This is a genomic window from Actinoplanes sp. NPDC051470 (assembly GCF_040682035.1).
Taxonomy (GTDB): Bacteria; Actinomycetota; Actinomycetes; order Mycobacteriales; family Micromonosporaceae; genus Actinoplanes.
Map to the genome: position 1 here is coordinate 368362 of NZ_JBFBAA010000004.1, position 21945 is coordinate 390306.

Annotated in this window: 20 protein-coding genes; 10 read left to right on the forward strand and 10 right to left on the reverse strand. The window is 71.4% G+C overall.

What is annotated here, in order from left to right; translation table 11 throughout:
* Positions 1–3: 3 nt before the first annotated feature.
* Together AB0M54_RS10870 and AB0M54_RS10875 are read left to right on the forward strand one after the other, a co-directional pair.
* Complete coding sequence (locus AB0M54_RS10870) at positions 4–1548, forward strand: RNA polymerase sigma factor (protein WP_364315718.1); 1545 nt, start codon at positions 4–6, stop codon at positions 1546–1548.
* Positions 1549–1792: 244 nt separating this feature from the next.
* Entirely contained in the window at positions 1793–2035 is a 243-nt protein-coding gene (locus AB0M54_RS10875) for a hypothetical protein (protein ID WP_364315716.1), read from the forward strand.
* A gap of 73 nt (positions 2036–2108) precedes the next feature.
* Here AB0M54_RS10875 and AB0M54_RS10880 read toward each other — a convergent pair whose 3' ends face one another.
* Complete coding sequence (locus AB0M54_RS10880) at positions 2109–3836, reverse strand: DEAD/DEAH box helicase (protein ID WP_364470376.1); 1728 nt, start codon at positions 3834–3836, stop codon at positions 2109–2111.
* A gap of 180 nt (positions 3837–4016) precedes the next feature.
* Positions 4017–4235: a DUF3039 domain-containing protein gene (locus AB0M54_RS10885; protein ID WP_364315712.1), complete on the reverse strand. Its 219-nt coding sequence runs from the start codon at positions 4233–4235 to the stop codon at positions 4017–4019.
* Between the two features lie 161 nt (positions 4236–4396).
* On the opposite strand from AB0M54_RS10885, the gene AB0M54_RS10890 reads away from it, so the two are divergent.
* Together AB0M54_RS10890 and AB0M54_RS10895 are read left to right on the forward strand one after the other, a co-directional pair.
* On the forward strand, positions 4397–5344 hold the full coding sequence (locus AB0M54_RS10890; RefSeq protein ID WP_364315710.1) for a pseudouridine-5'-phosphate glycosidase: 948 nt from the start codon (positions 4397–4399) through the stop codon (positions 5342–5344).
* Positions 5341–6225 (forward strand): carbohydrate kinase family protein, encoded by an 885-nt coding sequence (locus tag AB0M54_RS10895; protein WP_364470378.1) that lies wholly within the window; start codon positions 5341–5343, stop codon positions 6223–6225. Before AB0M54_RS10890 ends, AB0M54_RS10895 begins: the two co-directional genes overlap by 4 nt.
* Here the strand turns inward: AB0M54_RS10895 and AB0M54_RS10900 are convergent, their stop codons facing one another.
* The 3 genes from AB0M54_RS10900 to AB0M54_RS10910 form a co-directional block, all read right to left on the reverse strand.
* The gene (locus AB0M54_RS10900) at positions 6226–6576 is read right to left on the reverse strand and encodes a DUF3099 domain-containing protein (RefSeq protein ID WP_364315705.1); all 351 of its coding nucleotides are present in this window, start codon (positions 6574–6576) and stop codon (positions 6226–6228) included.
* Between the two features lie 190 nt (positions 6577–6766).
* On the reverse strand, positions 6767–7333 hold the full coding sequence (locus AB0M54_RS10905) for an HhH-GPD-type base excision DNA repair protein (protein WP_364315702.1): 567 nt from the start codon (positions 7331–7333) through the stop codon (positions 6767–6769).
* 21 nt (positions 7334–7354) lie between these two features.
* A complete protein-coding gene (locus AB0M54_RS10910; protein ID WP_364470380.1) occupies positions 7355–10405 on the reverse strand; it encodes a hypothetical protein in 3051 nt (1016 codons plus the stop codon).
* Between the two features lie 116 nt (positions 10406–10521).
* Here AB0M54_RS10910 and AB0M54_RS10915 point away from each other — a divergent pair, with 116 nt between their 5' ends.
* Positions 10522–11163 (forward strand): phosphotransferase, encoded by a 642-nt coding sequence (locus tag AB0M54_RS10915; RefSeq protein WP_364470382.1) that lies wholly within the window; start codon positions 10522–10524, stop codon positions 11161–11163.
* Positions 11163–11585 (forward strand): D-aminoacyl-tRNA deacylase, encoded by a 423-nt coding sequence (dtd, locus tag AB0M54_RS10920; RefSeq protein ID WP_364470384.1) that lies wholly within the window; start codon positions 11163–11165, stop codon positions 11583–11585. The genes AB0M54_RS10915 and dtd overlap by 1 nt, the downstream gene beginning before the upstream one ends.
* Here dtd and AB0M54_RS10925 read toward each other — a convergent pair.
* Positions 11582–12370: a sporulation protein gene (locus AB0M54_RS10925; protein WP_364470386.1), complete on the reverse strand. Its 789-nt coding sequence runs from the start codon at positions 12368–12370 to the stop codon at positions 11582–11584. The two genes, dtd and AB0M54_RS10925, sit on opposite strands and share 4 nt — an antisense overlap.
* Positions 12371–12689: 319 nt before the next feature.
* On the opposite strand from AB0M54_RS10925, the gene sigB reads away from it, so the two are divergent.
* Positions 12690–13646, forward strand: a complete 957-nt coding sequence (gene sigB / locus AB0M54_RS10930; protein ID WP_364315689.1) for an RNA polymerase sigma factor SigB — start codon at positions 12690–12692, stop codon at positions 13644–13646.
* Between the two features lie 60 nt (positions 13647–13706).
* On the opposite strand, the gene AB0M54_RS10935 is transcribed toward sigB, so the two are convergent.
* Both AB0M54_RS10935 and AB0M54_RS10940 read right to left on the reverse strand, forming a co-directional pair.
* The gene (locus tag AB0M54_RS10935) at positions 13707–16223 is read right to left on the reverse strand and encodes a GNAT family N-acetyltransferase (protein ID WP_364470387.1); all 2517 of its coding nucleotides are present in this window, start codon (positions 16221–16223) and stop codon (positions 13707–13709) included.
* A gap of 6 nt (positions 16224–16229) precedes the next feature.
* Complete coding sequence (locus tag AB0M54_RS10940) at positions 16230–17408, reverse strand: acetoin utilization protein AcuC (RefSeq protein ID WP_364315683.1); 1179 nt, start codon at positions 17406–17408, stop codon at positions 16230–16232.
* A 53-nt stretch (positions 17409–17461) separates the two neighbouring features.
* Here AB0M54_RS10940 and AB0M54_RS10945 point away from each other — a divergent pair, with 53 nt between their 5' ends.
* Entirely contained in the window at positions 17462–17932 is a 471-nt protein-coding gene (locus AB0M54_RS10945) for a hypothetical protein (protein ID WP_364315681.1), read from the forward strand.
* Positions 17933–18006: 74 nt separating this feature from the next.
* Entirely contained in the window at positions 18007–18735 is a 729-nt protein-coding gene (locus tag AB0M54_RS10950) for a metal-dependent transcriptional regulator (RefSeq protein ID WP_364315679.1), read from the forward strand.
* 3 nt (positions 18736–18738) lie between these two features.
* On the opposite strand, the gene AB0M54_RS10955 is transcribed toward AB0M54_RS10950, so the two are convergent.
* On the reverse strand, positions 18739–19344 hold the full coding sequence (locus tag AB0M54_RS10955) for a hypothetical protein (protein WP_364470389.1): 606 nt from the start codon (positions 19342–19344) through the stop codon (positions 18739–18741).
* 255 nt (positions 19345–19599) lie between these two features.
* Between AB0M54_RS10955 and AB0M54_RS10960 the strand changes: the two genes are divergently transcribed.
* Positions 19600–20496 carry an alpha/beta hydrolase gene (locus tag AB0M54_RS10960; RefSeq protein WP_364470391.1) on the forward strand — a complete coding sequence of 299 codons (897 nt, stop codon included), beginning with the start codon at positions 19600–19602 and terminating at the stop codon, positions 20494–20496.
* A gap of 127 nt (positions 20497–20623) precedes the next feature.
* Here AB0M54_RS10960 and AB0M54_RS10965 read toward each other — a convergent pair whose 3' ends face one another.
* Positions 20624–21805 (reverse strand): MFS transporter, encoded by a 1182-nt coding sequence (locus tag AB0M54_RS10965; RefSeq protein WP_364470393.1) that lies wholly within the window; start codon positions 21803–21805, stop codon positions 20624–20626.
* Positions 21806–21945: the final 140 nt, after the last annotated feature.

The window sequence follows — 21945 nt, forward strand, 5'->3', positions numbered from 1 at the left end:
TTCGTGACAGAAGCCCACCAGACCGGTGCCGACGTTCGCTCCCTCACCGAGGCCCTGATCGCCCATGCTCAGGGCGCGGGCGGGCAGATCACGGCATCCCAGGTCGCGAAGACTGTTGAGTCCGCAGAGGTGACCCCGCTCCAGGCGAAGAAGATCGTCCGGGCGCTGGTCGACGCCGGCGTCACGGTCGTCGTCGACGGCTCCGCCGCCGCGCCGCGCCGCAAGGTCGCCGCCGCCCGGGCCGCGACGCCCGCGTCGAAGGCCACCACCGCCAAGGCCGCACCGGCCAAGAAGGCGGCGCCGGCCGCCGCGCCCGCCGCCGAGGGCGACGCGTCCGCCCCGGCCAAGAAGGCCGCCGCCAAGAAGGCGCCGGCCAAGAAGGGCGTGCCCGCCAAGAAGGCCGCTCCCGGCGCCAAGGGCGCCGACGGCGAGCCGCCCGCCGAGGGCGAGGAGATCGACCCCGAGGAGCTCGCCGCCGACATCGAGGATGTCGTCGTCGAAGAGCCGGCCGCGCTGGTCACCGCCGCCGCCAAGGACGCCGCCAGTTCGGCCACCGACGGCGACTTCGAGTGGGACGACGAAGAGTCCGAGGCGCTCAAGCAGGCCCGGCGTGACGCCGAGCTGACCGCCTCCGCCGACTCCGTCCGGGCCTACCTCAAGCAGATCGGCAAGGTCCCCCTGCTGAACGCCGAGCAGGAGGTCGAGCTGGCCAAGCGGATCGAGGCCGGGCTCTACGCGGCCGAGCGGCTGCGCGGCTTCGACGAGGGCGAGGAGAAGCTCGAGCGGACGATGGAGCGCGACCTGCGCTGGATCGGCCGCGACGGCGAGCGGGCCAAGAACCACCTGCTCGAGGCCAACCTCCGGCTCGTGGTCTCGCTGGCCAAGCGCTACACCGGCCGCGGCATGGCCTTCCTCGACCTGATCCAGGAAGGCAACCTCGGCCTGATCCGCGCCGTCGAGAAGTTCGACTACACCAAGGGCTACAAGTTCTCCACGTACGCCACCTGGTGGATCCGCCAGGCCATCACCCGCGCCATGGCCGACCAGGCCCGCACCATCCGCATCCCGGTGCACATGGTGGAGGTCATCAACAAGCTCGGCCGCATACAGCGTGAGCTGCTCCAAGACCTGGGCCGCGAGCCCACGCCGGAAGAGCTGGCCAAAGAGATGGACATCACGCCGGAAAAGGTGCTGGAGATCCAGCAGTACGCGCGGGAGCCCATTTCGCTCGACCAGACCATCGGCGACGAGGGCGACAGCCAGCTCGGCGACTTCATCGAAGACTCGGAAGCCGTCGTCGCGGTCGACGCGGTGTCCTTCTCGCTGCTGCAGGACCAGCTCCAGCAGGTCCTCCAGACGCTGTCCGAGCGCGAGGCGGGCGTGGTCCGGCTCCGCTTCGGCCTGACCGACGGCCAGCCCCGTACGCTGGACGAGATCGGGCAGGTCTACGGCGTGACGCGCGAGCGGATCCGGCAGATCGAGTCCAAGACGATGTCGAAGCTGCGCCACCCCTCCCGTTCGCAGGTTCTGCGGGATTACCTGGACTAGGGTTCTTAGTCAACCTTTCGTGTCGGAATGGTCACCACACGTACAACACATGGTGGTGATCAGACCGTTGTACAGACGAGATCGTTGACGTGGCACCCTTGGAGGACGGAACACTTGCCGGACCACGTGTGACTTGGGTCCCCCCGGGGCACAGTGGGAAGGCGCCGACGAGCACCGATGTTGCACCATGGGTGAGCACTAACCGAGGAACAAGTTCATCGGTGACGACCAGAGGAGGAAGGCGATGACCCCGACTCTCACGCCGCCGGCGGGAAGTTTGGCCGGCACAGCTGCCGATGAACGGTGCGACCGCTGCAATGCAGCAGGGAAGCTCCGTTTGACCCTCGCTGGTGGTGGCGAACTGGTGTTCTGCGGGCACCACGCCAACCGCTACGCCGAGGACCTGGTAAAGATCGCGGTTCAGTACAAGGCTGATCCCGAGTTCGACTGGCGTGGCGCGGACAAGATGTCCTCGAGTTCCAACTGACAATCCCGGTCAAGCGAGCTTCACAAAGGGGCGCCTCGGTGTGGGCGCCCCTTTTGCCGTGCCCTGGCGAAAGCTAGAGCGTCTGCACGGTGGCGATGCGCTCCTCGAGCTGCTCGATCGTGGCCTGGGCGCTCGGTGGGCCGCCACAGATCCGGCGCAGCTCGGCGTGGATCTTGCCGTGCGGCAGGCCGGTGCGGTGGTGGTGGGCCGCGACCAGGGTGTTCAGCTGACGGCGCAGGCTGACCCGCTTCTCCCCCGCGCTCAGGATCACCGGCTCGCGCGGCGCCGGCACCTCGGCTGCCGGGGCGTTGCGCTTCGCCTTCTTCTCGGCGTTCAGCTGCTCGGTCTGCCGGCGGTTCAGCAGCGTGGTGACCTGGTCGGGGGTGAGCAGACCGGGCAGGCCGAGGTATTCCTCCTCCTCGGGCGTACCGGTCAGCGCGCCCATGCCGAACGACGTGCCGTCGAAGATCACCTGGTCGAGCTCGGCCGTCGCGGACAGCGCCTCGAACTGCTTCTCGAGGTCGCCGTCGGCCTTCTCCTCGCGCTGCGCGCGCTCGAGCAGGTCGTCGTCCAGGCCGTCCGGGTCCTTCGGCGCGCCCAGGATGTGGTCGCGCTGGGCCTCCATCTCGCTGGCCAGGCCGAGCAGGTGGGGGACGCTGGGCAGGAACACCGTCGCGGTCTCACCCTGGCGGCGGGCCCGCACGAAGCGGCCGATCGCCTGGGCGAAGTAGAGCGGGGTGGAGGCGCTGGTGGCGTACACGCCGACGGCCAGCCGCGGGATGTCCACGCCCTCGGACACCATCCGCACCGCGACCATCCAGCGCTGCTCGGAGAGCGCGAAGGTGGCGATCCGCTCCGAGGCTCCCGCGTCGTCGGAGAGGACCACGACGGCCTTCTCGCCGGTGATGGTCTCCAGAAGTTTCGCGTACGCCCGGGCGGTCTGCTGGTCGCTGGCGATGACCAGGCCGCCGGCGTCCGGGATGCCATGACTTCGGAGTTTGGTGAGCCGCGCGTCGGCCGCCCGCATCACCTGGGGCATCCAGTCGCCCCGGTGGTCCAGGGCGGTACGCCAGGCCTGCGCGATCAGGTCCTTGGTCATCGGCTCGCCCAGCCGGGCCGCCAGCTCGTCGCCGGCGTTGGTCCGCCACCGGGTCTCCCCCGAGTAGGCCATGAACAGCACCGGCCGCACGACGCCGTCGCGGAGCGCGTCGGAGTAGCCGTAGATCGAGTCGGCCCGGGAGCGCTGGAGGCCGTCCTGGCCCCGTTCGTAGAGCACGAAGGGGATCGGGTTCTCGTCCGACCGGAACGGGGTCCCGGTCAGCATCAGCCGCCGCTCGGCCTCGTCGAAGGCGTTCTTCACCCCGTCGCCCCAGGTGCGGGAGTCGCCGGCGTGGTGGATCTCGTCCAGGATGACGAAGGTCGACCGGGTCATCGTCCGCCGCCGGTGCACCGCCGGCGCCATGCCGACCTGCGCGTACGTGATGACCGCCCCGTGGAAGTCGCGGGACGAGTGCACGTCGGCGTTGCGGAACGAGTGGTCGAGCTGGATGCCGACCCGGGCCGCGGCCACCGCCCACTGCGTCTTCAGGTGTTCGGTCGGGCAGACCACAGTGACCGCCTCGACGGTGCCGTCGGCCAGCAGCTCGGCCGCGATGCGCAGCGCGAACGTGGTCTTGCCGGCACCGGGTGTGGCGACCGCCATGAAGTCCGGGGAGCGCCGGCGCAGGTATTCCACCAGTGCCTTGCGCTGCCAGGCCCGCAGGGGCGGGAAGGTCTCCAGGTCCGGTGGCGGCGGGCTCAAGCTGCGACGTTCCCTTCTCACAAAACCGCCCCCGCGGAGAACCCGGCGGAGGCGGAACCCAGCATAACGAGAGTGACCCGTGTGTGCGGGTTGTTGCGTGCGGTGTGCCCTTGTACACACGAACGGCGGCGCCGCCCGATCATGGATCGAGCGTGCAACCGCCGCGCGGGTCGTCCCTGGTCAGTGCTTCATGGCGTCGTAGATCTCTTTGCACGCCGGGCACACGGGCGAACCTGGCTTGGGGGTCTTCGTCACCGGGAATTTGTCCCCGCACAGCGCGACCACGTAGGTGCCCATCACGGCACTCTCGGCGATCTTCTCCTTGCGCACATAGTGGAACATCTCCGGCCCGGTGTCCGCATCCTTGGTCTCCGGGCGCTCCAGGATCTGCGTGCTCACGGTATCTGCCTCTCGTAACGGTCAATCGCTTTGGCGTGCCGCCGGCCCGCGCGCAGCGGGGCCCCCGATCGGCGGGACGAAGCTCCAAACGACAAGTCTGACACCTCTCGCCTGGTCGGTCCAACGACCAGCGCACATCGGGGCACCGTACCGTTGCCCTCGTGACCGACTTCGCGATTCAGTACGGCGAGCACGTGACCCGGGCGCGCCGCGACGGACGGCCGGTGGTGGCCCTCGAGAGCACGATCATCTCGCACGGCCTGCCGCACCCCGACAACGTGCGGGTGGCCCACGAGATCGAGCAGGCCGTACGGGACAACGGCGCCGTTCCCGCCACGATCGGGATGATCGCCGGCGAACTGATCGTCGGGCTGTCCGCCGAGCAGATCGACCACCTGGCTCAGCCCGGCGATACCGCGAAGCTGTCGGTACGTGACCTGGCGCTGGCCGCCGCCACCGGGGCCGACGGCGCCACGACCGTGGCCGCGACCAGCGCCGTGGCCGCCGCGGCGCGCATCGGGGTGTTCGCCACCGGCGGGCTGGGCGGGGTGCATCGCGAGGCGAGCAGCACGTTCGACGAGTCGGCCGACCTGACCACTCTGGCGCGTACCCCCATCGTCGTGGTCTGCGCCGGGGTCAAGTCGATCCTCGACGTGGGCGCGACCCTGGAGCGGCTGGAGACGCTCGGCGTGGCCGTGGCGGGCTATCGGAGCGGACGGTTCCCGGGCTTCTTCATCACCGACGGCGGCTTCGACCTGGACTGGCGGCTGGAGTCGCCGGCGCAGATCGCGGCGGCCATGCGGGCCCGCGACGAGCAGGAGGTCAGCCGGGGCGCGCTGATCGTGGCCAACCCGCTGCCGGTCGACGAGCAGCTCGACCTCGACCTGCACGACCGCACGCTGGCCGAGGGCCTGACCCGGCTGGCCGCCGAGGGGGTCACCGGCAAGGCGGTCACGCCGTTCCTGCTGGCCCACTTCCACACCAGCACGCAGGGCAAGAGCCTGGCGGTCAACGTACGCATCATCCTCCGCAACGCGGCCCTCGCCGCCCAGATCGCCGCCGCGGCCTCGCCCGCCCCCGCCCAGCTGGGCTTCTCCGTACCCGCATGAGCCGCATCCTCGTCGTGGGTGACCTGGTCACCGACGTCGTGGTGGTGCCGGCGGGCGCGATCGAGCACGGCACCGACACGACGGCCACGATCACGCCGTCCGGCGGCGGGCAGGGCGCGAACACGGCCGCCTGGCTGGCCCACGCCGGCGCGCCGGTCACGCTGATCGCCTCGGTGGGCGACGACGTGGCCGGCCACGCGCGCGTCGCCGAGCTGGCGGCGGCCGGGGTGACCTGCGCGGTGCGCGCCCATCCGGACGCGGCCACGGGCACGGTTGTGGTGCTCGTCACACCGGAGGAGCGGACGCTGATCACCGACCCGGGCGCTTGCCTCCGGCTCGCCCCCGACGACGTCACCACTGCCGTCGGTGCCGCCACGGACGCGGTTCACCTGCACCTTTCCGGCTATGTCTTGCTCAACGAGGGGTCCCGGGCTGGCGGGCTGGCGGCTCTGGCGGCCGCCCGGGACCGTGGGCTCACCGTGAGCGTGGACGCGTCGTCGGCGGCGCCGCTCCGGCGGAACCCGTCGTTCCTGGACCGGCTCGGCCGGATCGATCTGCTGCTCTGCAACGCCGACGAGGCGACGGTGCTGGCGGGGCCGTCCACGCCGCTGGAGCAGGCCGTCCGCCTCACCGGTCACGCGCGCAACGTGGTCGTCAAGCTGGGCCGGGCCGGGGCGGTCTGGGCCGGGCCGGACGGAGTGGTGCAGGCGCCGCCGCCGGCCCCGGTGGTGGTCGTGGATCCGACCGGGGCGGGGGACGCCTTCGCGGCCGGGCTGCTCGAGGCCTGGACGGGCGGTGCTGCGCCGGAGGCGGCGCTGGCCGCCGGTGCGGCCCTGGGTGCGGCCGCCGTGACGAAGATCGGCGCTCGGCCCCTGGGTTGATCAGTCGTCGGCGTCGATGACGCGCGGCTTCTCAGCGGCCGCCGTGGGTTCGATCATCGGCTGGGCGGGCGGCTGGTGCCGGCTGGCGGCGCGCTCGGCCTTGGTCTTGGCCGGGCGGTCGTTGGCGATCAGCACGGCCATCCACGGCAGCAGGACCATGCCGGCGGCACACAGGGCCAGCCACAACGGCAGCAGCGGGGGCTTGACGCTGATCAGCACGGCGCCGGTGATCAGGCAGGCCGCGCGCAGGGCCATCATCGACACATAGCGGATCTCGCGGCTGCGGAGCTGGTCGCCCTGGCTGCGGGCGGCGTCGGTGATCACCACCGGCCGCTCCGGCTGCTTCTTCACGCTTTGTTCTCCGATCGACTCCTCATCCTTGCACCGTGCGCACCCCACTGCCCACTTCTCACCCGGTCGTCCGGGTCACTGCCGGCTGAGTTCGACCGTGCCCCTCGCCGGCGGCCTTGGCACGGTAGAGCGCGGCATCGGCGTCGCCCACCCTAGTCCGATCGGCCCGGTTCGGCCGGTCGTGAGCGGGTCAGGCCTTGGCGGCCGCTTTCATCGCCTTCTTGTACTCCCGGACCTTCTCCAGCGAGCTCTGGTCGACGATGTCCGCCACCGACCGGAACGACCCGTCCTCGCCGTAGTGTCCGGCCGCCGCACGCCACCCGGCCGGCCGCACGCCGAACTGCTTGCCGAGCAGCGCCGCGAAGATCTGCGACTTCTGCTTGCCGAACCCCGGCAGCGACGCCACCCGCTTGACCAGCTCGACCCCGCTGTCGGCGTCCTTCCACAGGTTGGCCGCGTCCCCGTCGTACCGCTCGACCAGCACCCGGGCCACCTCCTGAACCCGGCCGGCCATCGCCTTGGGGAACCGGTGCAGCGCCGGCGGCGTCGCGAACACCGCGATCAGCTCATCGGTGTCGAACCCGGCCAGCTCCTCGGCGGTCGGCACGTGCCCGAGCCGCTGGGACAGCACGTACGGCGAGCTGAACGCCTTCTCCAGCTTGTCCTGCTGGTCGAGGGTCATCCCGATCAGGAGCGCCAGCGCGTCGGTGGAGAGCAGCTCGTTGGCCGCGGCGTCGATCGGCAGCGACATGGTCATGCGAACAGTCTGCCCTGCTGGTCAACCCGCCCGGAGCTCGGCGCGCAGGGGCCCGGTGATGCCGGCGGCATCGAGACACCGGTCGAGCGCGCCTCGGGGAAACCAGCCGGCGGCCACCACCGACCGGCAGTAACCGGCGACAGCGTCCGGTCCGAGCCGCCCGGCGTCGTGCGCGAGCATGCGCAACAACCACTCCGCCGCGGCGCCGGTGGACTCCAGTTCGGCCATGGTGATCTCGCCCGCCAGCTCGGCCGTGGCGGTGACCGCGCGATCGTAGGCCCGGCGCAACCCGGGCAGATCGTCGTCGTCGGCCAGCGATTTCATCTGCAGGGTCAGCAGGCTGTGGGCGGCCGACTCGGCGTCGCCCGGCCCGTGCACGGTGAACCGGGTGACCGCCGAGGGGATGGCGTCGAGCAGCGGCTCGGCCAGGTGCCGGAGGACGTCCTCGCTGCGGTGGTTGCTCAGGTGCATCGAGCGCAGGGCCTCGTCCATCCGGTACGCCGTCCGGAACGGCCGCGAGCCGTCCTGCCGGAACGACCACAGCGGGTCCACCCGCTCGGCCGGGGCACCGGCGTCGCGCCGCAGCTCCACGTCGGGGCGGCCGTCGGGCGTGTAGGTCCGCCGCACCTCGAGGTGGGCCGTCACCTCGAACCAGATCGACGGCGGGACCGCGGCCTGCCACCCCAGTGACAGGCCCTGCAACCAGCGCCCCGGCTCCTGCGCCTGGGCCCAGATGTCGCTCCCGCGCAGCGGCTCGCCGCAGGCCAGGGCGAGCAGGACCAGGTTCAGGGAGTAGAGAGCCATCCAGTGGTCGGCACGCTTCGGCATGGTCCCGTACGCCCGCTGCGAAGCCTCGGGCCGGAACACCGCGGCCCGGAGCCGGCCGACCAGCCAGGACCGCACCCCGGTGGCGACGGGGGCGAGCAGTTCGGCCAGGAAGGGCAGCACGGTCTGGCGGGCGGTCAGCGGCAGGTAGCCGAGCAGCCCGCGCAGCAACTCGTCCTCGCCACCGCCGGCGCCCAGCCGGACCACCCGGCTCGGCTCCCGGCCGGCGTTCTCCCGCAGGATGCCGGCCAGCAGCCGGGCGACCAGGTACTCGCCGAACGTCGCGTGCAGGAACTCGTACGTCTGCAGGGCCCGGCCGTCCTGCGTGGCCTGCGCCCGCTGGATGAAGAAGAACCGCCCGACGATCTCCTGGCCGACGGTCAGCGGGGTGCGGAACTCCTCGGTCCGGCCGGGACGCACCGGCTCGATGCCCAGGCCGGTGAGGTCGTCGTCCAGCTCACGCTCGGTCACCCACTGCCGGCCACGGTTGAACATCGCGAACGCCACGATGGACAGCCGCATCAGCTCGTCGGCGACCAGCTCCGGCAGCTCGTCCTCGGGCCGGCCCTCGTGCCACCGGCGCACCTCACGCAGCGCGAAGCCGTGCAGCAGCCGGTCGTAGAGCTGCACGGTGCCGAAGGTGCCGCCGGCGTCCTGCAGCGCGTTCTCGCCCGCGTCGTAGAGCGCCAGCATGAGCAGCAGCAAGGGCTGCCGGGCCAGGTCCGGGAAGCGGGCCACGACCTCTTTCGGCAGGGTACGCAGACCGCGCCGCCCCAGCGAACCCCGGTTGGCCGCGTTCCACGTCTCCAGCCAGCGCCCCACCTGCGCGTCGTCGAACGGCTCCAGCCGCACCGCCACGCAGTCCTCGGGCAGCCGGGCCCGGTCGGCGACCGCCACCCGGCTGGTCACGATCACCGCGACCGGCCGGCCCTGCACGGCCTCGGTGCGCTGGAACCGGGCGACCCGTTCCAGGTAGTCGGAGCGGTGCACGCCGGTGGCCTGGAGCAGCTCGTCGAAGCCGTCGAGCATGACCACCGGCAGCGCGCCATCGGCCGCCCGGGACAGGTCGGCCCAGGCCACCGACTCGTGGATCGCGGCACGCAGCGCGTACTCGATCTGGTCCTGCACCGCCGCCTCGGCCGGCACCTCGCGCAGCACCACCCGCACGGCCAGGAAGTCGGTGGCCGGCAGCCGCGCGGCGAGGATCCGGGTCAGCGCCGACTTGCCCGCCCCCGGGTGCCCGAGCAGCAGCATCGGGGCGACCGCGGCCCGCGCCGTGATCAGGTGGCGGACCAGGAAGCCGGACAGGTCACGGCGCAGCGGCGCGGCGTCCCACCAGTCCTCCGCACCGGGCCGGGAGCCCGGGCCACACTCCCGCGCCCGGAACAGCGCGTCCACGTACGCCTCGCCGAGCAGCGGGATGGTCAGCTCGCTGGTGTCGCCGCCGAGGATGGGCCGGTCCAGCTCGGCCCGGTACGCCGCGGCCAGCGCGGCCCGATGCCGGTCCGGGTCGCGACCGGCCGTGGTCCGCCGGAGTGTCGCCTCCAGCTCGGTCAGGCCCCGGCCGACGGCCCGGGACTCGGCCCGGTCGACCCAGATCGCGAACTCGGGGACATCCACGGCCAGCCGCCGGTGGCCTTCCTCGTAGTGCTGGACGGCCAGCTGCGGCAGCCGTTCGCACAGCAGCCGGGCGACCGCCGCGCGGGCCCGGTCGTCGGCCCGGTCCCACTCGGCCAGCCCTTCGAGGTAGCCGCGGAACCAGTCGCCGGCCGTGGTGTACCAGTCGGTGAGCTCGGCCAGCAGCCGGTGGTAGCCGCGTTCGGCCGCCGGGACCGGCAACGGCGCGTCGAGCAGGGCGTGCAGCCAGTCGCCGTGCAGCGGGGTTCCCCCGGCGAGCAGCACCTGGTCGTCGCGGCTCAGCTCGGGCGCCGGGAACTCGGCCACCCGGACGATCTCGTCGAACGCCTCGAAGAACGCGACCACCACCAGCACACCGTGCGCCGCCTCGAGCCGCAGGTTGCGCTCGTACCGGCCGTACCCGGTCCATCGCTCCCGCAACTGCCCGGCGGCCAGCCGGCCCAGCCGGACCGTCTCCGTCTTGGCGTCGAACAGGCTCAGCGCGACGTCGCTCCCACCGGCCGTGGCCAGCGACAACGCCGTGCCGAGCAGGTTGTCCACGGCGGCCGCGAGCGGACCGCTCCCACCGAGCAGCCGAACGGCATCGGCGTAACGCAGTCTCCGGGCCATCGGACCATCATGGAGCCCCTCTGCTCTGAGCGCGTATAGGCACCACCTCGATGATGCCGGTATCCAGGTGTTGCCTATACGCGCTCAGAGCAAAGGCCGACGGGTAGCCTCGCCGGGTGACTGGCGACCTCGAGCTGCTGGCCTCCGGCAACGAGGCCGACGTGTACGCCCTGGACGAGCACCGGGTGGTGCGCCGGCACCGTCACATGACCGACGTCAGTGGCGAGGCCGAGGTGATGGCGTACGTCGGCGGGCTGGGCTATCCCGTGCCCGCGGTGTACGAGGTCCGTGGCGGCGAGATGGAGATGGAACGCCTGCACGGTCCGACCATGGCGCTGGCCCTGGTCTCGGGCGACGTCACGGCGGCCGAGGGCGCGACGATGCTGGCCGGCCTCCTGAGCCGGCTGCACGATCTGCCGCCGATGCCGGGGAACACGGGCCGGATCCTGCATCTCGACCTGCACCCGGAGAACATCATGATCACCGGCCGCGGCCCGGTGGTGATCGACTGGGTGAACGCCCGCCACGGCGAGCCCGATCTGGACGTGGCCCTGTCGTCGTTGATCCTGGCGATGGTGGCGACCGATGACCAACACGTCTGGTCGGCGCCGGCCGGGGTCTTTCTCGATGCCTTCCTGGCGGCGGCGCCCGGCGACCCGTTCCGGCTGCTGGACGACGCGGTGGCCGTACGCAAGAGGCAGCTGAAGGTCGACGATCTTCCGCCGCCGGCCTTGACCAGGTTGCGAGGAGTGAGCTGATGCGGGCGCTGGTGCAGACGGTGAGCCGGGCCAGAGTGACGGTGGGTGATGAGGTCGTCGGCGCAATCGACGCCGGTCTGCTGGTGCTGGTCGGTGTCACGCACGACGACACCAAGGAGAAGGCGGCGACGCTGGCCCGCAAGGTGCACGAGGTGCGGCTGCTGCCCGACGAGAGGTCCGCCTCCGATGTGGCCGCTCCCCTGCTCGTGGTCAGCCAGTTCACGCTCTACGGCGACGCACGCAAAGGGCGGCGGCCGACGTGGTCGGCCGCCGCCCCGGCGGAGGTCGCGGAACCGCTGTTCCTGGCCTTCGTGGACGCCCTGCGTGCGCGGGGCGCGACCGTCGAGACCGGACGCTTCCGGACGATGATGCGGGTCGAGAGCGTGAACGAGGGCCCGCACACGCTGTTGATCGAGATCTAGAAGAACAGGCCCCGGCGGGACGCCGACTGCCGGAGCCAGGTGTCCAGCTCGCGGGCCCAGTCGGTGTGGTCGACGGTCTGGTAGTCGACGGTGAAGCTGCCGAACGAGTCGTGGCCCTCGGTGAACACGCCGCCGCGCTTGTCCAGCTCGAGCACCACCTGGAGGGTGCGCGGATTGGCGATGAAGGTCAGCTCGAGCTGGTTGATGCCGCTCGCGTACGCCGACGGCGGGTAGAACTCGATCTCCTGGTAGAACGGCAGCTCCTGCTGGACGCCGTAGACCCGGCCCCGCTCCACGTCGGCGCGGCTGAACCGGAAGCCGAGCCGCAGCAGCGCCTCGAGGATCTTCTCCTGGGCCGGCAGCGGGTGTACCGCCACCGCGTCGAGGTCGCTCTTGTCCACCGCGCGGGCGACCTCGAGCTCGGTGGTCAGGCCCATCGTCATGCCGTGCAGATGTTGCCCGTACACCTCGGTGATCGGGGTTTCCCACGGCACGTCGAACCGGAACGGGACGTCGTGGCGCGCGCCCGGGTCGAGCCGGAACGAGCCGGTGAGCCGCTGGCGGTGGAACTCCTGATCGGAGTGGTACTCACTGTCGCCGCTCTCCACCTCGACCCGCGTGATCAGGCCGACCGCGACGTACTCGATGTCGGTGGGGTGCTCGCCACCGATCACGTGGACGTTGCCCTCCAGATAACCGCCGGGACGGCAGTTGGGGTTCGTGAGCACCGTCTCGACGGAAGGGCCCCCGACGCCCATCGCCTGCATCAACCGCTTGAAGACCACGTCGGCTTCCCTTTCTCGGATTCCTGGAGTCCAGATTATCGGCCACTTACCAGCCCGTACGGAATTGCGCCGCTCTCGTCATATGTCCCACCAATCCGGGCAAGGTGTCGGGTTCGCGACCTCAGGGTTCTCCCGGATTCATGCCACCCGGACGCTTGCCTCACCTCCGCTTAACGCCCACCGGTCCAAGCTTGTGATCACCGGCACGAATGCGGCTGGGAAACGACGTAGGGACATTCGGGAACGCGGGGAGGGACTCGGGATGGTCGCGCAGACGCTGAAGGCGGAGTCCACGGTGGCAGGGGCTGACGAGAACATCATGACCGATGGTGTCGAGCACATGATCGACCTGGACGCGACGGACGAGCGTGGGGTGTCGGCAGACCTGGTCCGGGCGTACCTGAACGGCATCGGCCGGACCAAGCTGCTCACCGCGGTCCAGGAGGTCGACCTCTCCAAGCGGATCGAGGCCGGCCTGTACGCCGAGGAGAAGCTGCGGGACGCCTCCGACGACCTCCGGCCGCTCTTCGCGATCATCGTGGCCGAGGGCCGCGAGGCCAAGAACCACCTGCTGGAGGCCAACCTCCGCCTGGTCGTGAGCATCGCGAAGCGCTACACCGGTCGCGGCATGGCCTTCCTCGACCTGATCCAGGAAGGCAACCTCGGCCTGATCCGCGCCGTCGAGAAGTTCGACTACACCAAGGGCTACAAGTTCTCCACGTACGCCACCTGGTGGATCCGCCAGGCCATCACCCGCGCCATGGCCGACCAGGCCCGCACCATCCGCATCCCGGTGCACATGGTCGAGCAGGTCAACCGCATGGTCCGGGCCCGGCGCGACCTCTCCGCCCAGCTCGGCCGCGAGCCCAGCATCGCCGAGATCGCCAAGGCCATGGACGTGCCCGATTTCCAGGTCATCGAGCTGATCTCGTACGACCGGGAGCCGGTCAGCCTCGACCAGGCGGTCGGCGAGGACGGCGAGAGCGCACTGGGCGACTTCGTCGCCGCGGTCGACCCCAACGCCGAGCCGGGCAACTCGCTGGCCCAGGGCGAGCTGCGCAGCGAGGTCGAGATCGTGCTGGCCACCCTCTCCGAGCGGGAGTCGGCGGTGATCCGGCTGCGCTTCGGCCTGGACGACGGCCGGCAGCGCACCCTCGACGAGGTGGGCCGCGAGTTCGGTCTGAGCCGCGAGCGCATCCGCCAGATCGAGAAGGTCACGATGTCCAAGCTGCGGGCGCCGGAGCGGGCCGGTCGCCTGGAGGCGTACGCGGGCTGAGGTTTCCTCGGTGGTAGCGCAGCGCGGCATCCGCTCCGCGGATGGCGCGCTCGCCTACCACTAGGGGGTTTGTAGGCGGCGAGGTCCGGTGTCCGGTCGGGGGCGGGCCTCGCCGATTTCTGTCTGGGCGTGCAGCACCGAGTAACCGTCGGGACGGGCCAGCACCGGGTTCAGGGACAGCGAGCGGATCTCCGGGTGGTCGTCGGCGAGCCGGCCCACGCGGAGCAGCAGGTCGATCAGGGCGGCCCGGTCAACCGGCTGGGAACCCCGGTATCCGTGCAGCAGGGGCGCGGCGCGCGGCTCGTCGACCAGCGCCTCGGCGGCCCGGTCGGTCAGCGGCGCGGCCCGCCAGGCCAGGTCGCCCAGCAGCTCGCTGGCCACCCCGCCCAGCCCGAAGCCGACCACCGGGCCGAACGCCGGATCTTCCACCACCTCGATCGTGCACGCCACGCCGGGCGGGACCATCGACTGCACCAGGACCCCGGGGCCGAAGGCGCCCAGCAGTTCGGCGTAGGCCGCGCGCACGGCGTCGGGGCCGGCCAGCGCGAGGCGGACGGCACCCAGGTCGATGCGATGACGCAACGCGCGGCCGGCGGCCTTGATCGCCACCGGGTAGCCGACCTGCTCCGCCGCCGCCAGCACGGCTTCCTCGTCGCCGGCCGCGATCGACGGTACGACGTCGATGCCGTAGCGAGAAAGAACGTTCGTTCTCTCCTGGTCGATGGTGAACTCGGGGAGAACGCCGGGTGGGCGGCGCAACCAGTCGGCGTAGGACGCGACCCGGCCCAGCGCCCGCACGGCCTCCTCGACCGACGGGTAGGACGGCACGCGGGCCGGTGACTGTCCGAGGAGGAAGGTCGCCACGGTCGGCTTCTCGCCGGCCAGGGCCACGCTCGCCAGGGCCGCGGCGAAATCGGCGTCCTCGTCGGCGAGCTGGCCGGGCAGCGGCGGCGCGAAGACCACGACCATCGCGTCCACACCCTCGTCCACGGCCGCCTCGGCGAGCGCGTCGGCGAAGTCGTGCGCGCCGGCTTGCGGGCTGATGTCACGTGGGTAGCCGGGGGCCACGACCAGCCCGTTCGCGCGGGCGGCGGCGATCGCCAGGCCGGACAGCGCCGACGAGTTGCCGACCACCGCGACGCGCCGGCCGGCCGGAAGCGGCTGGTGGGCCAGCAGCAGGCCGACGTCGAAGAGCTCGGCCACGGTGTCGACCCGGATCACGCCGGACCGCGCGAACAACGCCGTCACCGCGCGCTCGTCGGGACCGGGCAGCTCGCCCGCCAGCCCGGGCGGACGGGTCGCGGAGGCCACCGCCACCACCGGCTTGACGCGGCTCATCCGGCGGGCCAGCCGGGCGAACTTGCGCGGGTTGCCGAACGTCTCCAGGTAGAGCAGGACCACGTCGGTGCCCGGGTCGTCCTGCCAGAACTGGAGCAGGTCGTTGCCGGAGACGTCGGCCCGGTTGCCCGCCGACACGAACGTCGACAGGCCCAGCCCGCGCCGGTCGGCCTCGGTCAGCAGCGCCACACCGAGCGCGCCGGACTGGCTGAAGAAGCCGACCCGGCCCGCCGCCGGCAGCCGCGGGGCGAGCGTGGCGTTCAGGCGTACCCCCGGATCGGTGTTGGCCACCCCCATGCTGACCGGCCCCACCACCCGGAGTCCGGCCCGGTGGGCGCTCTCGATCAGCGCACGCTGTGCGGCCTGGCCCTCGGCCCCGGCCTCGGCGAAGCCGGCCGAGATCACCACCAGGCCGCCCGCGCCGGCCGCGGCCGCGTCCGTGACGGCATCCGCGACCGAGGCGGGAGGCAGGGCGATCAACGCGAGATCGACGTCGACGCGAGCATCAACGGCCGAGGGGTACGCCGGGAGCCCGGCGACGCGGTCCGCACTGCGGTGCACCGGGATGATCGCGCCGGTGAAGCCGCCGTCCCGCAGGTGGCCGAGCAGCGCCGCGCCGATGCCCTGACCACTCGCGCTGGCGCCGTACACCGCGACCCCGCGCGGGCTGAGCAGCCGGGCGATCGAGCGGGACTCGGTGCGGTGCTCGCGGTCCTCCTGCACGGCCCGGGACTTCTCGGTCGGCGCGATCGGGAAGCTCAGGTGCACCGTGCCGTCCTCGTAGCGGCGCTGCACCGGGTAGCCGGTGTCGCCGAAGACGCGCAGCATGCCGGCGTTCTGGGGCAGCACCTCGGCGACGAAACGCTCGATGCCGTTGGCGCGGGCCGCCTCGGCCAGGTGTTCCAGCAGCACCGAGCCGATGCCCCGGCCCTGGTGCGCGTCCTCGACCACGAAGGCGACCTCGGCCTCGTTGCTGTCGTGCCCCAGCCGCTCGTACCGGCCGACCGCCATGATCCGTTTCTCCGCGACGATCACGAACGCCTCGCGGTCGGCGTGGTCGACGTTGACGAAACGTTCCAGGTCGCGGTCGGGGATTCTCGGGTACGGCGAGAAGTACCGCAGATAGCGGGTGCGCTCGCTCATCCGGCCGTGGAAGTCCACGATGGCCGGCGCGTCCTCCTTCCTGATCGGGCGCAGGTGGACGGTGCTGCCGTCGGAGAGCAGGACGTCCGATGCCATGGCTGATCAGTCCCGGGGGTCGTGGGGGTCGAGGCCGTGCAGCGGGAAGACCGCCATCCGCGTCGCCAGGACCGCCTTGTCGACCGGGTCCGCGGTCGGTTCCCACTTCTTGCTCGTGATCTCCACGGAATCGGTCAGATCGTCGGGGATCTCCGTGCCCGGGCACCGTTCGGCGGCCAGGTCGCGCCAGGCCTGCGGGGTCGGGGTGTGCGGGTCGAGCGGGTCGCCGGTGGCCACGGCGAGCAGATGGGTCCAGGCCCGGGGCACGACCTCGACCAGCGCGTACCCACCGCCGCCGGTGGCCACCCAGCGGCCCTCGCACAGTTCGTCGGCGAGCGCGCGCATCTTGATGTACGCCACCCGCTGCCCGTCCACCGACAGGCGCAGGTCGGCCAGCGGGTCGAGCCGGTGGGCGTCGGCGCCACACTGACTGAACAGCAGTTGCGGCCGGAACGCGCGCAGCACCGACGGCACCACCGCGTCGAAGGCCCGCTGCCACCCGGCGTCGTCGGTGCCCGGCGGCAGGGCGATGTTCACCGCCGTGCCCTCGGCGTCCTTGCCACCCACCTCCTCGGGGAAGCCGGACGCCCACGGGAACAGCGCCAGCGGCGTCTCGTGCAGGCTGATCGTGAGGACGCGCGGGTCGTCCCAGAACGCCGCCTGGACACCGTCGCCGTGGTGCACGTCGATGTCCACGTACGCGACGCGCTCCGCACCCTGGTCGAGCAGCCGCGCGATGGCCACCGCCGGGTCGTTGTAGACACAGAACCCGGCCGCCCGGGCCGCCATCGCGTGGTGCAGGCCGCCGGCCACGTTCACCGCCCGGGTCACATCGCCGCTCCACACCGCCTCGGCCGCGGCCAGCGTGGCGCCGCAGATCCGGGCGCTCGCCTCGTGCATCCCCTCGAAGACCGGGTTGTCCGGCGTGTTCAGGCCCCAGCCGGAGAAGAACGGATCCATCGGCGCATGTCGGACCGCGTCCAGGTAATCGGCGCGGTGCACCCGGGTCAGCGCGGCCTCGCCGGCCGCCTCGGGGGTGATCATGCGGACCCCCGGACGGTCGAGCACGCCCAGCTCACGGGCCAGCGCGATGGTCAACTCGACCCGCACCGGGTTGAGCGGGTGATCGCCCATGTCGTACCCGAGCAGGGCCTTGTCCCACACCACCGCCGCAGAGCCGTCCATGCCGCCATCGTCGCACGTTGTCAGGCCGGACCGGCCGTGCCCACAATGTCGGGGTGACCGACTATTCCGCGCTCTACGAACGGTTCGGGATGCTCCTGGTCTCGCAGACCGGAATGACGGATTCCCCCTTCGGCGAGGGCGCCTCCCCCGCCCAGATCGAGGCGCTCGGCTTTCCCGTGCCGGACGACTACGCGCTGCTGCTCCAGCTGACCGGCAACGAGGTCGACCCATCGCTGATCACCTTCCCGCCCGAGGAGATCAGCCTGCTCACCATCGACCAGCTGGCCCCCGGGCCGGACGGGCAGGTGGCGATCGCCCGCACCCGCAACGGCGACCCGCTCCTCCTCACCGACCGGGGACTCGTCCTCGGCGACCGGGTCATCGCGGCCGGTGTCGGAGATCTGATCGGGAAGTACGTGCGCGGGCTGGAATCCGGCACACTGCGGATCGAGCAGGGGCCGAGCGGCTTCACGTTCACCAGGAACGGCGAATATGTCGATCGTGCGGCATTCGCGACGCTCTGACCAGAGATGATTCGTCGCCCGGTGCGGCACCGACTAGTCTTGGTCGACAGCTGCGGCTCCGGAGGGTTAGGACGATGGCAACCAGGACCCACAACACGACGAGTGGTGCCCACGCGCACAAGCACGATCTTGTCGACACCACCGAGATGTACCTGCGTACCGTCCTGGAGCTCGAGGAGGAGGGCGTGCCTCCACTGCGCGCCCGGATCGCTGAGCGACTCCACCAGAGCGGCCCCACCGTCAGCCAGACCGTCGCCCGGATGGAGCGCGACGGCCTGCTCACCGTCGAGAACGATCGACACCTCCTGCTCACCGAGGAGGGTCGCATGGTCGCCATCTCGGTCATGCGCAAACACCGCCTCGCCGAACTGCTCCTGGTCAACGTCATCGGCATGCCCTACGAGGAGGCGCACGACGAGGCCTGCCGGTGGGAACACGTGATGAGCGACTCGGTCGAGAAGCGGGTCTACGAGCTGCTCAACAAGCCGACCCGGTCGCCGTACGGCAACCCGATCCCCGGCCTCGAGGTGCTCGACAGCACCACGGCGTTCGGTGAACAGCTCGACACCGGCGAACGCAACCTGGCGTTCCCCGGTCTCACCGGCAGCGTCGTGGTGCGGCGCATCTGCGAGAGCGTCCAGACCAACGCCGACGTGCTGCGCCAGCTCCACGCGGCCGGCATCGACCCGGGCGTGACCGTGACCGTGGCGCAGGAACGCGACGCGGTGACCGTCGACCGGTCCGGTGACAAGATCAGGCTGCCTCGCGAGGTGGCGTCACGCGTGTTCGTCGACGCGCACTGACCGTCAGCTCTTCTTCTTCGCGTCGGTCTTCTTTTTCGGGTCGGTCTTCTTCGGGTCGGTCCCGGTGGTGCTCGTCATGGTCTTGGCCATGGCGAGCAACTTGGCGCCCATGTCGGCGACCGCGGCCGGTTTCGCCGCCTTGGTGAACGTGAACCGCAACGACTGCAGCTGGTGGCCCTCACTGAGCCAGCCGATCTCGTACGACGGCCCGGCCGTCTTCGACGCCTCGATCTCCTGCTTGTAGGCGGCCACGCCCAGGCCCTTGAGCTTGGTCGCCTTGTCCGGGATCAGGTCGTCGTTGAACAACTCGGCGGTGGCCGACGAGTCGCTGACCGTGAGCAGAAGCGACGGCTCCGGCCCCTCCTCGGTCTGCACCACGCAGGTGGCGGTGTTGTCGACCTGGGAGCCGGCCGCCACCGTGAACCGGACGCCGATCATCTCCTCGATGAACGCGTAGTCCCACAGGATGCAGGCGCCACCACCCGAAGCGGCCGGCGGCTCGACCACCTCGATCGGAGGCAGGACCACCCGGGCGTCATCCTTGGCGTTACAGCCGGTTACCGCCAGGGTGGCAACGACCACACCGAGGGTCAGCAGACGCGAACGCACAGTGGGGTCCTCCCGACGAATTCGGGGCACACCGTACTTGGTCGGATGCGGGTCACGAAAGCCCGAACTCTGAAACCGGTGGGACACGCTCGGTAACTGTGGATAGTTCTCAGGTCTGTCGTTTTCGAGCGCTACGTTCAGACCCACCCAGTACAGGGGTGGGGGTGGCGGCGGCGCGCGCGCGAAATTTCAAGATCGTTCTGGGCGGTGGCGGCGCCGCACGGGTGGGCGGGCGCCCCTGGGAAGATGGACGGCGTGATCAATGACCGACTGGTTGATGCCGGGGACCTTCCGATCGCGGTGCGCGACTTCGGCGGTTCGGCGCCGCCGCTGGTGTTGCTGCACGGCGCCGGCGCGAACCTGGCCCACATGACGACGCTGGCGCGGGCGCTCCGGCCGCGCCATCGGGTGATCACGATGGATCTGCGTGGCCACGGCCGGTCCGGCGACGGGCCGTGGAGCTGGGACGCGGCGCTCGCCGACGTGGCGGCCGTGGTGGTGCAGCTCGAGCTGGCGCGGCCGGCGGTGGTCGGACATTCGCTGGGCGGGATGATCGCGGCGCTGTGGGGCGAGCGGCATCCGGAGACGCCCGGGGTGGTCAGCCTCGACGGCAACCCGCCCCCGACCCGGACCGAACATCTGCCCGGGATGGATCTCAAGAAGGCGGCGGCCGAGCTGGCCGAGCTGCGGGCGATCTTCGACCGGATGGGCGCCGAGATGGGCCAGACCGTCCCGGCCGAGCAGTTGCCCGAGCTGGTCGAGCGGCAGAAGGCGGCGGCCCATGCCATGGGGGCCAACGAGAAGGTGTGGATCGAGGGGTTCCGGCGGAACCTGGTCCAGGCGAACGGGGAGACGTCGATCCGGCCTTCGGCCGAGACGGCGTCGTCACTGCGTACGCTGATGGAGGATCTTGATCTTGGTCCGGTCTATCGCGCTACGCGGTGCCCAGAGCTGGTGGTGCTGCCGACGCGCGACCTGCCGGAGCAGGAGGGGTTTGCGGAGCTGTACGAGGCGCACCGCCGCTTCGTGCGGGAGCAGGCCGAGGACAGTGGGGTGCGGTACGTGCAGCTGGCCGGCGCCTCGCACGCGATGGTCATCGAGCAGCCCGACCTGCTGGCCGGGCTGATCTCGGACTTCCTGGCCGCGGCCTAGCGTCGCCGGCCCAGCGCCACGAGCTGTGGACAGTTCGCGAGACTGTCATACCGGCGCGCTACATTCCTGCCCACCCAACAGGGGTGGGGGAGGCGGCGGGGCCGCGCGCGATCTTGAAAAAACCGGGTCAGCGGATCTCAGCCAACGGCTTTGCGGCCCGGCTGGCGAACAGGCCGATGCCCAGGGCGACGAAGACGCAGAGGATGGCCTGGAGGACGCCGAGATCCTCGGCGACCAGGCCGATCAGGGGCGGGCCGGCCAGGAAGGCGCCGTACCCGATGGAGCCCGCGACCGACAATCTCAGCGCGGCCCGGACGGGATCGTCGGCGGCGGCGCTCATGCCGACCGGGAAGCCGAGGGACGCGCCCGCGCCCCACAGCAGGGCGCCGACCAGGGCGACCGGCACGCCGATGTTCGTGACCACCAGCAGCACGCCGGCGACGCCCAGGACCACCGTGCCGCGCAGGGTCCGGACGCGGCCCCAGCGCTCGATGGCCACGCCGCCGAACAGGCGGGACACCGTCATGGCGGTGACGAAGGCGCCGAAGCCTACGGCGCCGATGGTCTCGCTGGCGTGGTAGGCGTCGACCAGCGCGATCGCCAGCCAGTCGTTGGCCACGCCCTCGGTGAAGCCGAAACCCAGCAGGATCAGGCCGATCATGATGGTGCGCGGTTCGCGCCAGGCTTCGCGTACGCTCATCGCCGGCTTCTCGCCCGCGGGCAGCGGCGACCACGGTGTGAAGCGGCGCACCGCCAACGCCATCACGGCGGCGGCGAGCACCGCGGTCAGCGTGAGCTGCACGGACACCGGCACGCCGACCGCGGCCAGCAGGGCGCTCACCCCGGCGCCGAGCACTGTGCCCAGGCTGAAGCCGGCGTGGAAGCGCGGCAGGATGGTGCGGTCGAGGCGGCGTTCGACGTCGGCGCCCTCGACGTTCATGGAGACGTCCCAGGTGCTGTTGCCCATGCCGGCCAGGACCAGCCCGAGGCCGGCCAGCCAGATGGTGCCGGTGGCCGTGCCGGTGGCCAGGGCGATCAGCCCGAGCACCACCGACATGCTGCCGAGCAGCACCGCCCGGGCCGGGCCGAGACGCTGCACGAGCGGGCCGGCCAGCGGGATCGCGGCGATCGCGGCGCCGGACATGCAGAGCAGGAGGAGCCCGAAGCCGGCCGCGGTCAGCCCGAGGTCGTCCCGGACGGCGGGGGCGCGCGCGAGCCAGCCGGCGTAGGCGAGGCCGTTGACCGTGAAGGTGACGCCGACGGCGATCTTGGCGGCGTTGAGCCGGACAGGTTCGAGCGTGGCGGTCACCACCTCAACTTAACCGTTAAAGTAGATCAGCCGGGCGCCGCTTGATGCGTGATGCATCACTGACCCGGAGGGTTGACCGGACCGCCGCGACCAGCCCGGTCGGGTCGGGCCGGGCCTATCGGTCATGCGACAAACGGCAA

What these genes read in the sequence shown, in the direction of transcription:
- AB0M54_RS10875 (WP_364315716.1), top strand. Translation starts at nt 1,793, where the DNA reads ATGACCCCGACTCTCACGCCGCCGGCGGGAAGTTTGGCCGGCACAGCT.
- AB0M54_RS10895 (WP_364470378.1), top strand. Translation starts at nt 5,341, where the DNA reads ATGAGCCGCATCCTCGTCGTGGGTGACCTGGTCACCGACGTCGTGGTG.
- AB0M54_RS10905 (WP_364315702.1), bottom strand. Translation starts at nt 7,333, where the DNA reads ATGACCATGTCGCTGCCGATCGACGCCGCGGCCAACGAGCTGCTCTCC.
- AB0M54_RS10910 (WP_364470380.1), bottom strand. Translation starts at nt 10,405, where the DNA reads ATGGCCCGGAGACTGCGTTACGCCGATGCCGTTCGGCTGCTCGGTGGG.
- dtd (WP_364470384.1), top strand. Translation starts at nt 11,163, where the DNA reads ATGCGGGCGCTGGTGCAGACGGTGAGCCGGGCCAGAGTGACGGTGGGT.
- sigB (WP_364315689.1), top strand. Translation starts at nt 12,690, where the DNA reads ATGACCGATGGTGTCGAGCACATGATCGACCTGGACGCGACGGACGAG.
- AB0M54_RS10935 (WP_364470387.1), bottom strand. Translation starts at nt 16,223, where the DNA reads ATGGCATCGGACGTCCTGCTCTCCGACGGCAGCACCGTCCACCTGCGC.
- AB0M54_RS10940 (WP_364315683.1), bottom strand. Translation starts at nt 17,408, where the DNA reads ATGGACGGCTCTGCGGCGGTGGTGTGGGACAAGGCCCTGCTCGGGTAC.
- AB0M54_RS10950 (WP_364315679.1), top strand. Translation starts at nt 18,007, where the DNA reads ATGGCAACCAGGACCCACAACACGACGAGTGGTGCCCACGCGCACAAG.